Below are 12,883 nucleotides of genomic sequence, written 5' to 3'. Positions count from 1 at the left end.
AGCGCGTCAGAACGTGGCGATCGGGTTGACCGGGCTGCCGGACGTGCCGGCGAAGCGGACCGGCGCGGCCGCGAGCTGGAAGTCCCACTGGCCGAGCTCGGCGGCCGTCGTCGCGCACGCCTCCAGGTCGCAGTTGTCGAGCAGCCACAGACCCATCGCGACGAGGCTCACGGCGTGGACCGGCATCAACACGTCTTCGTACCCCGACGGCTGAACGTCCTGGGGTGTGTCGGCGCCGATCAGCGCGACCTCCCTTTCGTGCAGCCACGGCAGGCAGGACGCGTGCCAGCCGGCCTGCGTGAAACCTCCACTCGCACCGGTCTCGTGCCGGGCGCGGCCGTAGCCGGTCCGCAGGAGCACCGCATCGCCGGGTCGCACCCGCACGCCCTGGCGACGCTCGGCCTCCTCCAGATCCTGGGGGAACACACCCTCCCCCGGTTCCAACCACGGCACGTCGCGGACCTTCGCGATGTCCAGCAGGACACCACGCGTGATGATCCCGTTCGCCGCCGCCGTGACGGCCGCCCAGCCCGATCCCGTCGCGGCGTCGACCAACGAGTGCGACCGCCCGTTGTACATCGTGCCGTCCCAGAAGATGTGGCACGGCGAGTCGACGTGGGTGATGGTGTTGCCGTGGAACGTGATGCCGAGCCGTTCGGTCGAAAAGCCCCAGCTCCGGTCGTTGCGGAATCCGGGCAACGGCATGTTCTCGGCACCCGGCATGTCGGCGGCGCACGGGCACGTCGTCGTCGACCGCTCCATCTCCTCCGGCACGGCGACTTCCCATGCGCACGACACGCTCCTGCCGTGGCGCACGGCCCGCGCCGCCGCCAGCCGGACGTCGTCGGTGATGTGGTTCAGCGTGCCGAGCTCGTCGTCGTCGCCCCACCGTCCCCAGTTCGACAGCGTGTCGAAGTACCCGAGCACGTCGTCCTGTGTGGGCATCGGTCGCTGTGCCGTCATGCCGGCATCGACTCCTCTGGTCACGCGGTTCGTGAGGTCCACCCAGTAGCGCCGGACTGCCCCGTCCTCGGAGTGCCGGATGTCTTCGAGGACGCCGCCGTGACGTTCGATCGTCTTCATCGAGGGGACGTTGTCCGCCTCGCAGATGATCAGCACGCGGTCCAGGCCGGTGGAGTGTGCCTCATCGAGGATCCGGCCCAGCGCCCAGGTCGCCAGCCCGCGTCGGCGTGCGGAAGGTCTGATGCCGTAGCCGATGTGGCCGAACCGCTGCACGAAGTCGTCCAGCCCGTACCGGAGCGCGATCCCGCCGAGCACCCGACCGTCCTCGGTGATCCACCGGTAGGTGCAGCGCATCCCGCCCGTCTCCGACCTCGCCGGGTCCGACTCGGCCGCGAGCCGCGCCACCCAGGCGGTGAAACCGGCGTGCGAGTCGACCTCGTCGGACGGCCACAGCCCGAAGCCGTCCTCGTGGACGCCCGGTCCCCAGTCGTCTCGCGCGTCCAGCCAGGCGGTGTGGAGGCTGGTGGTGGGGGCGGTCAGGGCTAATGAGGTCATGCCCGATCCTGGCGCGATTCCAGCACGAGCCGGCGTGAGCCGAGGGGCGCGTCGAGGGTGACGTTCAGCGGCACGTCCCGCAGCTCCTGCGTGCACAGGCGGCCCTCTGGAGGGTCGTAGTGGGTCGTCACGAGGGTGATCAGCACCTGGTCGCCGGACTGCGCGGTGACCTCGGCGCTCGCCGTCTTGCAGCCGCCCGTGACGCCCACGACCTGCACCGTCCTACCGTCCTCGGACGTCCACGCCTGCCGCTTGTAGTGGTCCGGGAGGGTGCCGCCGTCGATCCGCTCGGGCTCCACCTCGGTCGGTCCACCGGCCAACGGCGCGGCGCTGGTCTGCCGGGGCGGCTTGGACGGCTGGGGCTCCCCCGACGGCGGTGACAACGTTGTCGAGCCAGACGGCGACGTGGTCGACGTGGCCGTGGACGCTGTGGTGGAGGACGACGGGGACGTGCCGGGCGGGGCGCTGGTGGTGTTGCTGCCGCACCCTGCCAGCGCGAGCAGGGCTGCCAGGGCGACGGCGACGTTGACGTTCCTCATAGCTGGAGGACGTTACTCGGGCCGCATCAGGTTGCAGGGCTGGTGCCCGGCCGACCGGGTGGAGGCCGACCGGGCACCGGGAAAGCAGGCCCTACTCCACGGCCTGCCGATGAGTGATGACGACCTTGCGGTCACCGAGCGGCGTGTCGAGCTTCAGGCCCAGCGGCGGGTAGCGGATGTCCATGGTGCAGGCCTGCGTGCCGGAGGGCGTGGTCTCGACCAGCTCGACGTGCACCTGCTGGGCGTCCTGCTTGACGAACATGAGGCTCGCCTTGCTACAGCCGCCCTCCACGCCAACGGCGCCGATGACGTTGCCGTCAGCCTCGGTCCAGACGACGGACGGGGTGCCCTCGGGCAGCTGGCTCGCGTCCACCTTGTCCTTGGGCACCTGCTTGCCACCCGGCGGCACGGGGTTCTCGAACTCGGGCTCTGTCGACGTGGGGGCGGAAGGCAACGTGGCCGTGGCCGACTCCGTGCTCAGCACGGGACCGCCGGCGTCCGAGCGGCTGACGCCGCCCTGCGAGGAGCAGCCGACGAGTGCGACCAACAACGCGCCCGCACCCAGCGCGGTTCCAAGGCTTCTCATATGAACAGGACGGAGCGACCCGGTGTCCGGGTTGCTCCGCCCTTTTCACAGTTACCCGTTCGAGTGATCCGACCTGTGCGAGGGCCTGGTGGACGGGGTGACCGGCGGCGGAGAAGGCCGCACCGCCGGTCACCCCAGGCTCAGGCGTCCGTGATCGATCGGATCATCGGGTCGATCAGGACAGGGCCCATCAGGACAGGGCCCATCAGGACAGGGCCCATCAGGACAGGGCCGCCTTGATGCCCGCGACCGCGTGGCGCAGCGCGTCCATGCGCTGTGCCGAGGCCAAGCCCGCGTGGTACAGGTGGAACTCCTGAACGCCGGCCTCCGCGTAGGCCAGCCACTCCTTCAGCAGTTCGTCACCGTCCGCCGGCTTCGGCGGCAGGGCCAGCACGTACGCGGCAGTGCGCACGTCGGTTTCCGCGCGCAGGGCGCGGATCGCGGGCAGGGACGCGTCCACGCCCGGCCAGCACGTCAGGGTCAGCACGTCGACGTCGCTGTCGACTCCCCCGGCGACCGTGGCGAACGGCCCGGTGCCCCACGGGTCGGCGGTCGCGTGGGCGGCGATCCGGGTCGAAGGCGACTTCGACCGGACCAGGCCCACCAGCTCGCGCCGCAGCGAGCGGGAGATACCGGTGCGCACCTCGCGCACCTGGTCAGCCCGGTCGCCCAAGGCCTCCTCCACGCTGTCGACACCGTTGTCGATCGCGGCACGCACCACCGCACGCAAGCCGTCCGGATCGGTGTAGCGGTCGGCGCACGCCGTGCAGAAGCACAGCGACAGCAGCTTCTGCTGCACCGCCGACCAGTCCGCGCCGTCCGTCTTCTCGTGGTGCCCGCCGTGGAAGAACCCGAGCGGCCCGCAGGCCTCCAGGATGATCCCGTCCGGCCGGCCCAGTTCCAGCACCTCGGACACCAGCGTCCGGGTGTACTCGACGACGTCGTCGTTCGACGGGCACAGCGCGTACGGGTACAGGTCGCCGAAAGCGTTGCGCACCACCACGTCGGGGTTCGCATCGCCCAACCGGCTGCTGTGGGTCAGCACGGTCCACGCGTACACCGGCAGCCCGGCCGCACGCAGGGCATCGGAGGCCTCGCCGTACGAGTTCTCACTGTCCATCCAGGATGGTCGAGCGGGCGCCAAGCGCTTGCCCCGCCACGCCTCCTCCCGCACGGGCAGGTAGAACGCCGCGTGTCTGGCGTCCACCATCCGCCGTTCCGGGTGGAACGGCGTCGCCGCCCGCACGGTGTGGTACGACGCGGCCAACGCGACCGCGTCCACGCCGAGCGACGCGACGCGGTCGACCGCGGACGGGTCGCCTACGACGTCCCAGGGGTACAAATGCGCAACGGTGGTCACCACCGGGGGCGCTTCCTCTCATACGACGGATCGTGCTTCTGCATGTAACCGGTGTCGTCGCGCTGCACGAGGCCGCACGTCCGGTAGTTCTCCGCGAGCCGGGCCAGCGCGTCGCGGTCCAGCTCGACGCCCAGCCCCGGAGTGGTGGGCACCGGCAACGCGCCGTCGACGAACGTGAACGGCGTCGTGACGATGTCGTCCACGGCGTTCCACGGGTAGTGCGTGTCGCACGCGTAGTTCAGGTTCGGCGTGGCCGCGGCGAGGTGGGTCATCGCGGCCAGGCTGATCCCGAGGTGCGAGTTGGAGTGCATGGACAGGCCGATGCCGAACGTCCGGCAGATCCCGGCCAGCTCCTTCGACCGGGACAGGCCGCCCCAGTAGTGGTGGTCGGACAGGATGACCTGCACCGCGCCCGCCTCCACCGACCGGGCGATGTGCTCGAACGCGATCACGCACATGTTCGTCGCCAACGGCATCGGCGCGCGTGCCGCCACCTGCGCCATCCCGTCGATCTCCGGCGCCGGGTCCTCCAGGTACTCGACCACGCCGTCGAGTTCCTGGGCGACCTTGAGCGACGTCTCCGGCGTCCACGCCGCGTTGGGGTCCAAGCGCAGCGGGTGGTCCGGGAACGCCGCGCGCAGCGCGTGGATCGCCTCGACCTCCTGCTCGGGCGGGAACACCCCGCCCTTGAGCTTGATCGACCCGAAGCCGTAGCGGTCGATCAGCAGCCGGGCCTGGGCCACGATGCCCGCCGGGTCCAGCGCCTCGCCGAACTCGTCCGGCTCGGCGCCGGGGTGCCCGGCCCACTTGTAGAAGAGGTAGGCGCTGTACGGCACCGCAGACCGCACAGCGCCGCCGAGGAGGTCGCTGACCGGTCGGCCCAACGCCTTGCCGCGGATGTCCCACGTCGCCACCTCGAACGGCGAGAACACCCGGTCCACAGTGGACTCGACGGTCAGCGGCCCGGTCAGCCCGTGCCGGTCCGACCCCGCCTCGCCGCCCAACGCCGCCGCGATCCGCGCGTGCATCTCGTTGAGCGAGTGCACGTCGAGGCCGATCAGGGCGGGCGCCGCGGTGCGCATCCGGCCGAGGTGCCCGATGTCGCCGTAGCTCTCGCCGAGGCCGGAGATGCCCTCGTCGGTGTGCACCTCCACGATCGTGCGCAACGCCCACGGCTCGTGCACGCCCACCGAGTTCAGCAGCGGCGGATCCCGGAAGGCCACCGGCGTGATGACGATGTCGGTGATCCTCATGCGGACAGGCTCCGTCCCGCCGCGATGATCTTCTCCAGTTCGGCCACGTGCTCCGGCGTCGGGTCGAGCAGCGGCGGACGTACGCCGCCGACGTCCAGGCCGGTACCCCTCACAGCGGCCTTGACCAGCGACACCGCGTAACCGGGCACCCGGTCGCGCAGCTCCACCAACGGCTTGTAGAACTCCAGCAGGTAGCTGGTGACCAGCGCGTCGTCACCGGCGTGCACGGCGTTGTAGAAGCCGAGCGAGATCTCCGGCGCGAAGCAGAACACCGCCGACGAGTACAGGTTCACGCCGATGCCCCGGTACGCGGGCACCGTCAGCTCCGCCGTCGGCAGGCCGTTGAAGAACTGGAACGGCTCGTCGACCGCCGCGCGCACCGCGAGCACGATGCGTTGCAGCAGGTCGATGTCGCCGAGCCCGTCCTTGAACCCGATCACCTTCGGCAGCAACGCGATCTCCACCGCCGTCTCCGGCGTGAACACCGCGTTGTTGCGCTGGTACACGATCAGCGGGAGTTCGGACGCTTCCGCCACCTCCGTCACGTACCGGACCAATCCCTTGGGCGGGTTGGTCACCAGGTACGGCGGCAGCAGCAGCAAACCGTCCGCACCGGCCCGTGCGGCGGCGTCCGCGATCCGCTTGGCCGTCGGCAACGGGCCGCCCGCGCCGGAGAACACCGGCACCCGCCCGGCCGTCGCCTCGACCGCCACGGCCACCGCGCGTTCGACCTCCGACGGTTCCATCGCGTGGAACTCGCCGGTGCCGCAGGCGACGAACACGCCGCCCGCACCCGCCTCCACCCCGCGCGCGACGTGCTCGGCCAGCACGTCCTCGACGAGCCCGCCGTCCGTGCCGAACGGCGTCACCGGGAAGAACAGCACCCCATCCAGTTGCATACCCAGACCTTCATCCCTTGATCGCTCCGGTGGAAATCCCACGCAGGAAGGACTTCTGCGGCAACGGGTGCGCGAGCATGCTCGCCACCCGTGCCGGCAAGGCTCCGGCCGACACGGTCACCGGTCGCTCTGGTCGTCTGGACGACGACAGGGCGGCGGTCACCGCGCGGTCCGCCGAGCGCGGGCTGGCACGGGGGGCCGTCGATCCGGACGAAGATCCACAGCTCTCCCGCGCCGATCACGGCCGCTGTTCCCCCGCGTCGGGCGGGAGGACTGCACGACCGTGGAACTCCTTGCACGCCGGCGCACAGGCGGCGAACACACTGACGGCAAGGTGGAGCAGCAGGGCACCATCGGCGTTGATGGGCGAGTCCCCGCCGACGCGACACCGGTCACGGTGCGATTCTCGTTGCCTTGTTCCCGTGGGGCGACCCCGGCGGGGCCGCCCCACGGAGTGGGAGATGACGGCACCGCCGCCACTGGCCGCCACCCCCACGTCTGGTGCCGATCGGCCTCCGCAACCCACGTGGCCCGCGACCGTTCGCCGGATTTCACCGGTTCGGCGGAGTCGGGCGCGACGGCGAGCAGGCCGCCGGGGATGCTGGTGTAGACCTTGATCGGTGTAGTCGCGCCGCGCGTCCGGAGCCTGGACGGCGTGGCGTGGTCGGGTGAGGTCGGGGCGGCGTCCACGTCTTCCGGCGCTTGCGCGGGGTCGGGGGACGAGGACGCGCAGGTAGAGGACATGACAGCGCCCGCGGCGGTCGTGACAGCGGCGGCCGTGCCGTGCCGGCGGGAGAGTGTCATTGACGGAGGCTCCTGTTCACAGCCATACTGTTCATATATATGAATTGCGGTCGTACTTGTGAACGTGTTGGGCGGACTGTAAGAATCGGCGCAGCGACGTGTCAAGTGCGTGTTGCCGGAACATTTCCCGTGGAGGACTTGGTGACTGGACCCGCGTCACCCGCTCGGCCGAACGCGGTCAAGTCGGCCGATCGGACTGTGGAACTGCTCGAAGTGCTGTCGTCGTCGGACCGTCCGCTGACGCTGACCGAACTGCACCGTGAGCTGAGCTACCCGAAGTCGAGCCTCTACATGCTGCTGCAGACGCTCGTCGCCCGAGGGTGGGTGGAGCTCGACCCGAGCCGCGGCACCTACGGCATCGGCGTGCGCGCGCTGCTCGTCGGCACGTCGTACCTCGACCACGACCCGGTGGTGCAGGTCGCCATCCGCGTGATGGAACAGGTGCGCCGGGAGATCAACGAGACGGTCCATCTGGCCCGGCTCGACGGCGGTGACGTGGTGTACCTGGCGAGCCGCGAGTCCGAGCACCACCTCCGCGTGGTGTCCCGCGTCGGCCGCCGGCTGCCCGCGCACGCCACGTCGCTGGGCAAGGCGCTGCTCGCGGCGCGCACCCCGGCCGAGGTCGACGCGATACTGCCCGCGCGGCTGGACCCGCTCACCCCGAACACGATCATCGAACGCCCGGCGCTGCACGCGCAGCTCGCGGGGTTCCGCGCGGTCGGCTACGCGCACGAACGTGAAGAGAACACGCCCGGCCTGGGCTGCTTCGCCGTCGCCCTGCCGTACCGGAACCCGGTGCTCGACGCGATGAGCTGCTCCGTGCCGCTGGGCCGGCTCGACCCGGACCACGAGCGCCAGGTCATCGAAGCACTGCTGCACGCCGCCCGCACGATCACCGAACTGCTCCGCCAGTTCGGCCGCTGATATCGATTGCCGAAAGGGCTCAACGTGACCGCACGAATCCTCATCACCGGCGCCGCAGGCATAGTCGGCACGCTCATGCGCACCCGACTGGCCGCTCCGGACCGGACCTTGCGCCTGCTGGACATCGCCCCGTTGCCGCCGGCCGCCGAGGGCGAGCGGGTCGAGCTGATCACGGCGTCGGTGACCGACGAGGCTGCCATGGAGGCCGCGTGCGAGGGCGTCGACGCGGTGATCCACCTCGGCGGGCACAGCCTGGAGCGGCCGTGGGCCGAGATCCTGGACGTGAACATCAACGGCACGCACGTGGTGCTGGAGGCCGCTCGCCGGGCCGGGATCTCGCGCGTGGTGCTGGCCAGTTCCAACCACGCCGTCGGGTACTACGAGCGCGCGTCCGGTGAAGCGGGCGACTACCTGTTCCCGAAGCCGGACACGTACTACGGCGTGAGCAAGGTCGCGCTGGAGGCGTTGGGCAGCCTGTACGCGTCGCGGTACGGGATGGACGTGATCGCGATCCGGATCGGGTCGTGCTTCGAGAAGCCGCGTGACGCCCGGATGTTGTCGACGTGGTTGTCGCCGGACGACGGCGCGAGGTTGTTCGAGGCCTGCCTGTCCACGCCGTCGCCCGGGTTCAGGATCATCTGGGGTGTTTCGGACAACAAGCGCCGGTGGTTCTCGTTGGCCGAGGCGGAGGCGTTGGGCTACAAGTCCGAGGACGACTCGGAGGTCTTCGCGGCCGAGGTGCTGGCGGCGACCGGTGAGCCTCCGGCCGACTCGCCGGCCCGGGTGTACCTGGGTGGCGTGTGGTGCAGCCCCGAGTTCGACACCGCGGTGAAGGAGTTCGGTCGATGAGCGGCGTGCAGGGGTACAACCCGCGGACCGGTGCGGCGGTCGGGGAGGCGGTGCCGGAGACGTCGGACCGCGAGGTGGACGCGCTGGCCCGTGCAGGTGCGGCGGCGTTCCCGTCGTGGTCCGGGCTGCCTGCCGTCGAGCGTGCCGCGGTGTTGGATGCGGTGGCTTCCGCGCTGGACGCTTCGTCCGCCGAGCTGGTGGAGATCGCGGACGCGGAGACGGCGCTGGGCGTGCCGCGGTTGACGACGGAGTTGAAGCGGACCACCAACCAGCTGCGGCTGTTCGGGGAAATGCTGCGCGAGGGCAGCTACGTCGAGGCGACCTTGGACTCGGCGAACCCCGGCATCATCCCGCCGCGTCCGGTGCTGCGCCGGATGCTCCGTCCACTTGGGACGGTCGGGGTGTTCGCGGCGTCGAACTTCCCGTTCGCGTTCTCGGTGGCCGGCGGTGACACCGCGTCGGCCCTGGCCGCCGGGTGCCCGGTGGTCGTGAAGGCCCACCCGTCCCATCCCGGCACGTCGCAGTTGACGGCGCAGATCGTCTCGTCCGTCGTGCCGGCGGGGGTTTTCGGCATCGTGCACGGCCAGCAGGCCGGTGTGGCGCTGGTCAAGCACCCGGCGATCAAGGCGGTCGGCTTCACCGGCTCCACCGTCGGCGGCCGGGCCCTGTTCGACATCGCGTCCTCGCGTCCCGACCCGATCCCGTTCTACGGCGAGCTGGGCAGCGTCAACCCGACCGTGGTCCTTCCGCAAGCCGCTGCTGCGCGGCCTGAAGGTTTCGCGGCCGAGTTCGTCGGCTCGCTGACGCTCGGTGTGGGCCAGTTCTGCACCAACCCTGGCTTGGTGTTCGCGCCGGAATCCCTGGTGCCGGCGTTGGCCAACGCCGTGTCCGCGGCTGTGGGCGGACCGATGCTCAACGAGCGCATGAGCGACTCGTACCGTTCCGGCACGGAGGGCTTGGCGGCGTCGGGGCTTGCGGCGTTGGTCGCGTCGGGCACCGCGCCCGCCGAGGGCTGGAGTGTTGAGCCTCGCCTTTACCAGGTCCCGCTCTCGACGTTCGCGGAGAACCTGGAGAAGCTGACCGAGGAGCACTTCGGCCCGGCGGCGATCGTGGTGACCTACACCGACCCCGCCGAGCTGGAGCCGGTCCTGCCCCGACTGCCGGGAACCCTGACCGGCACCGTGCACGCCGGTGAGGCGGAGCACGACGCGGCCGGCCGGATCGCGGAGTCCCTGCGGCCGGTGGTGGGGCGGCTCGTCTTCAACGGCTGGCCGACCGGTGTCGCGGTGGCGTGGGGCATGCACCACGGCGGACCGTGGCCGGCCACCACGAACCCGCTCCACACGTCCGTCGGGGCCACTTCGATCCGGCGGTGGGTCGCACCGGTGAGCTACCAGTCGTGGCCGGACGCGTTGTTGCCGGCCGAGCTGCGTGAGGGCAACCCGCTGGGCATCCCTCGTCGGGTGGACGGGGTGTTGGGCGTCCACTGAGGTTTTTTGCCAGTCAGGCGTGTGGCCGGGTCGGCGGTTGTCGGCCCGGCTCGGCGCGTGCGGTGAACTCGACGTAGGCGTCCGCGGTCGGTGGTTGGGCGCACAGGGCTCTGGCGTCGCGGAAACGGCGTTCCACGGCTGCTTCGGTCGGGGCGATCGTCATGGCCCGGTCGGTGACGGTTCTCAAGGCCTCGGGCGCGTGGACGATCAGTTGGCACAGCTTCCGTCTGGCACGGTCCGGTTCCCAGGCTGTGGCGGCCAGCGCGTCGTCGCGTAGGACTCGGACTGCGTCCGCACGTAGGCGCATGTGCACCAAGTCGGACGTGGTGGCGTGTGGTGCGACCGTGTCGATCGCACCGTGCATGAGGCCCAGCGCCACCGCCGCCCCCAACAGCACGTGCCAGGGCAGGACCTGGTGGACCACGGCGTCGAAAGCCTGACCGTCCTTGCCCAGTAGGCAGTCCGCCGGCACGTGCGCGGGATCCGCCCAGACCGTGGTGGCGGCGTTGCCCCGCAGGCCGATGCCACGCCGGTTCTCCGGCACGAGCAAGCCCGGGGCGTTACCGGGAACCAGCCACAGAGTGGTCGTGCCGGTGGCGGCGAGGGGCGAACTCGACCACACGTAGCTGTCCGCCTCCCCTGCCGAGGTGACACCGCACTTCCGGTCCCGCAGGTCGACCACGTCGCCACGCCGTGTGGTAGCCGTGCCGGCTGGGACGACGAAGTGCGCGCCCGGTCCGAACACCGCCACCGTGCTCAGGTGACCACCCGCCGCGATCGACGTCCGCAACGCCCGGTCCCCCAACCGGTCCAGCGCGGCGACGGCGGCGAAGTGCGACTGGAGAACGGTGGCCGTGCTGCCGCACACCCGTGCCACGCGCTCGACCACGTCGGACGCCTCGGCCAACCCGCACCCACGGCCGCCGACATTGCGGGACATCGTCATCCCGAGCAAGCCGCCGAGCGCCTTCACCGCGGCCCTGGGGAACGTGCCGTTCCGGTCCACCCCTTCGGCTTCCGGCTCGACCACGGTCCGGATCACGCGGTCCAGGCCGGTTCGGTGGGACACCGCACGAGTGGGGACGGCGACAGTGGACATCGGGGCCTCCGGATCAGGTCGGTGGGTACAGGGAGTACGACGGGAAGTTGCCGTAGAGGCGTTCACCGGGCGGCCCCTGCGTCACCGCGTGCACCAGCAGCTCGCCGCCGACGAACGCGCCGCGCCAAGACGCCCCGCGTCCGCCGAACACCTCCGAACGGTCACCGCGCGAACGTGCCTTGCCGTAGCCGAACTTGAACGCGTTCACCTCACCGGCCAGCCGTCGGGCGACTGCCTCGTCGTCGCACGACAGTGAGGCCACCAACGCGCCGTTGCTCGCGTTCATCGCGGCCAGCAGCTCGGCCTCCGTGTCCACGAGCACGATCGTGTCCACCGGCCCGAACGGCTCGGCGTGGTGCAGCGGCGAGGACGGCGGCGGCGCGAGGATCGCCACCGGTGCGAAGTACGCCGACATCTGCTGGTCGGGGAGGAACCGGCCGGAGGACAACGTGCCCCGGTACAGCGGCACGCCGCCCTTGGTGATCGCCTCGTTCACCACGTCATCGAGTTCCTTCGCCTTGGCGTCGGTGATGAGCGGTCCGAAGTCGAGTGCCGGCAGGTCGTCGCCGGGGGACGTGACGGCGAGCGGGTGCCCGAACGTGACCTCGCGGACCGCTTCCAGGTAGACGGAGAGGAAGGAGTCGAACAGCGACCGCTGCACCACGTAGCGCGGGTAGGCGGTGCAGCGCTGCTTGGCGTAGTCGAAGGACTTGCGGATCTGCGGGCGCAGGGTGTCCCAGTCGCCGAACTCCCAGACGCCCCAGCAGTTCAGGCCTTCCTGCTCCAGGACGTGCCGCTTGGTGGCGTCGAGGCCGGTGACGATCTCGCCCCCGACACCGCGCCCGCCGACGAACGACAGGCAGCCGATGTCCGGTGAGCCGACCAGCACCGGCGACAACTCCCGCCCGCTGCCGCTGACGAGCGTGAGCGGGAGGCCGTGGCGAACGGCGAGTGCGGTGGCGAGGGTGAGGCAGGCGACGCCGCCGTCCGTTGGGGCTTTGGCGATGACCGCGTTGCCCGCCAACGCTTGCACGAGCATGGCGTGCATGAGGACGCTCATCGGGTAGTTCCAGCTGGCGATGTTGCTGATGGGTCCGTGCAGCGGGGTGCGTCCGTGGAGCATCGGGTCGATCTGCTCGACGTACCACTCGACGCCTTCGATGCACCGGTCGACGTCCGCGGTCGCTAGCCGCCAGGGCTTGCCGATCTCCCACACCAGTAGCAGCGCGAGGAGGTCACGGTGGGTGTGCAGTTCTGCCAGCGCGGCCAGTGTGCGGGACTTGCGTTCCTTCAACGGGATCGCGGCCCACTTGCGGTGCTGCTCGACGGCCGCCGCGACGGCTTCCTCGGCTTGGGCGGCGTCGAGGCGGGGTGGTCCGGCGATGGTGGAGCCGTCCACGGGGGAGGTGGCCTCACCGGACGTGCCGGTGCGCTGCCATTTTCCGCCGACGTGGTTGAGCAGCCGGTCGTGGTGGAACGCCTCGGGGGCGATGCGGGCGCACCGGTCGTACAGGTCGGGCCATGACGTGCCCGGCTTGAGGATCGGGGACATGTCGGTCCTC

11 protein-coding genes are annotated in these 12,883 nt (G+C 70.7%); 3 read left to right on the top strand and 8 right to left on the bottom strand.

What is annotated here, in order from left to right; translation table 11 throughout:
* Positions 1 to 6: 6 nt before the first annotated feature.
* From F4560_RS45260 to F4560_RS41655, 6 genes are all read right to left on the bottom strand, one after another.
* Positions 7 to 1,518, bottom strand: a complete 1,512-nt coding sequence (locus F4560_RS45260) for a GNAT family N-acetyltransferase (protein WP_246477950.1) — start codon at positions 1,516 to 1,518, stop codon at positions 7 to 9.
* Entirely contained in the window at positions 1,515 to 2,057 is a 543-nt protein-coding gene (locus F4560_RS41675; protein ID WP_184928519.1) for a hypothetical protein, read from the bottom strand. Before F4560_RS41675 ends, F4560_RS45260 begins: the two co-directional genes overlap by 4 nt.
* A 91-nt stretch (positions 2,058 to 2,148) precedes the next feature.
* Positions 2,149 to 2,643, bottom strand: coding sequence for a hypothetical protein (locus F4560_RS41670; RefSeq protein WP_184928518.1), 495 nt, complete (start codon positions 2,641 to 2,643; stop codon positions 2,149 to 2,151).
* Positions 2,644 to 2,863: 220 nt separating this feature from the next.
* Positions 2,864 to 4,006, bottom strand: coding sequence for a hypothetical protein (locus tag F4560_RS41665; protein WP_184928517.1), 1,143 nt, complete (start codon positions 4,004 to 4,006; stop codon positions 2,864 to 2,866).
* Positions 4,000 to 5,256 (bottom strand): glucarate dehydratase family protein, encoded by a 1,257-nt coding sequence (locus F4560_RS41660; RefSeq protein WP_184928516.1) that lies wholly within the window; start codon positions 5,254 to 5,256, stop codon positions 4,000 to 4,002. The genes F4560_RS41665 and F4560_RS41660 overlap by 7 nt, the downstream gene beginning before the upstream one ends.
* Positions 5,253 to 6,155: a 5-dehydro-4-deoxyglucarate dehydratase gene (locus F4560_RS41655; RefSeq protein WP_184928515.1), complete on the bottom strand. Its 903-nt coding sequence runs from the start codon at positions 6,153 to 6,155 to the stop codon at positions 5,253 to 5,255. Before F4560_RS41655 ends, F4560_RS41660 begins: the two co-directional genes overlap by 4 nt.
* Positions 6,156 to 7,100: 945 nt before the next feature.
* Here F4560_RS41655 and F4560_RS41650 point away from each other — a divergent pair.
* The 3 genes from F4560_RS41650 to F4560_RS41640 are packed head-to-tail and all read left to right on the top strand — an operon-like array spanning position 7,101 to position 10,222.
* Positions 7,101 to 7,883: an IclR family transcriptional regulator gene (locus F4560_RS41650; RefSeq protein WP_184928514.1), complete on the top strand. Its 783-nt coding sequence runs from the start codon at positions 7,101 to 7,103 to the stop codon at positions 7,881 to 7,883.
* A gap of 24 nt (positions 7,884 to 7,907) precedes the next feature.
* The gene (locus F4560_RS41645) at positions 7,908 to 8,732 is read left to right on the top strand and encodes an NAD-dependent epimerase/dehydratase family protein (RefSeq protein ID WP_184928513.1); all 825 of its coding nucleotides are present in this window, start codon (positions 7,908 to 7,910) and stop codon (positions 8,730 to 8,732) included.
* On the top strand, positions 8,729 to 10,222 hold the full coding sequence (locus tag F4560_RS41640) for an aldehyde dehydrogenase (NADP(+)) (protein ID WP_184928512.1): 1,494 nt from the start codon (positions 8,729 to 8,731) through the stop codon (positions 10,220 to 10,222). Before F4560_RS41645 ends, F4560_RS41640 begins: the two co-directional genes overlap by 4 nt.
* A 13-nt stretch (positions 10,223 to 10,235) precedes the next feature.
* On the opposite strand, the gene F4560_RS41635 is transcribed toward F4560_RS41640, so the two are convergent.
* Both F4560_RS41635 and F4560_RS41630 read right to left on the bottom strand, forming a co-directional pair.
* Entirely contained in the window at positions 10,236 to 11,321 is a 1,086-nt protein-coding gene (locus F4560_RS41635; RefSeq protein ID WP_184928511.1) for an acyl-CoA dehydrogenase family protein, read from the bottom strand.
* 13 nt (positions 11,322 to 11,334) lie between these two features.
* The gene (locus F4560_RS41630) at positions 11,335 to 12,873 is read right to left on the bottom strand and encodes an aldehyde dehydrogenase family protein (RefSeq protein WP_184928510.1); all 1,539 of its coding nucleotides are present in this window, start codon (positions 12,871 to 12,873) and stop codon (positions 11,335 to 11,337) included.
* Positions 12,874 to 12,883 lie beyond the last annotated feature (10 nt).

Source organism: Saccharothrix ecbatanensis (assembly GCF_014205015.1).
Classification (GTDB): Bacteria; Actinomycetota; Actinomycetes; order Mycobacteriales; family Pseudonocardiaceae; genus Actinosynnema; species Actinosynnema ecbatanense.
The sequence above is the reverse complement of the archived record's forward strand: the minus strand, read 5'-3'. Positions and strand labels throughout refer to the sequence as shown.

What these genes read in the sequence shown, in the direction of transcription:
- F4560_RS45260 (WP_246477950.1), bottom strand. Translation starts at nt 1,518, where the DNA reads ATGACCTCATTAGCCCTGACCGCCCCCACCACCAGCCTCCACACCGCC.
- F4560_RS41675 (WP_184928519.1), bottom strand. Translation starts at nt 2,057, where the DNA reads ATGAGGAACGTCAACGTCGCCGTCGCCCTGGCAGCCCTGCTCGCGCTG.
- F4560_RS41670 (WP_184928518.1), bottom strand. Translation starts at nt 2,643, where the DNA reads ATGAGAAGCCTTGGAACCGCGCTGGGTGCGGGCGCGTTGTTGGTCGCA.
- F4560_RS41660 (WP_184928516.1), bottom strand. Translation starts at nt 5,256, where the DNA reads ATGAGGATCACCGACATCGTCATCACGCCGGTGGCCTTCCGGGATCCG.
- F4560_RS41655 (WP_184928515.1), bottom strand. Translation starts at nt 6,155, where the DNA reads ATGCAACTGGATGGGGTGCTGTTCTTCCCGGTGACGCCGTTCGGCACG.
- F4560_RS41640 (WP_184928512.1), top strand. Translation starts at nt 8,729, where the DNA reads ATGAGCGGCGTGCAGGGGTACAACCCGCGGACCGGTGCGGCGGTCGGG.
- F4560_RS41635 (WP_184928511.1), bottom strand. Translation starts at nt 11,321, where the DNA reads ATGTCCACTGTCGCCGTCCCCACTCGTGCGGTGTCCCACCGAACCGGC.
- F4560_RS41630 (WP_184928510.1), bottom strand. Translation starts at nt 12,873, where the DNA reads ATGTCCCCGATCCTCAAGCCGGGCACGTCATGGCCCGACCTGTACGAC.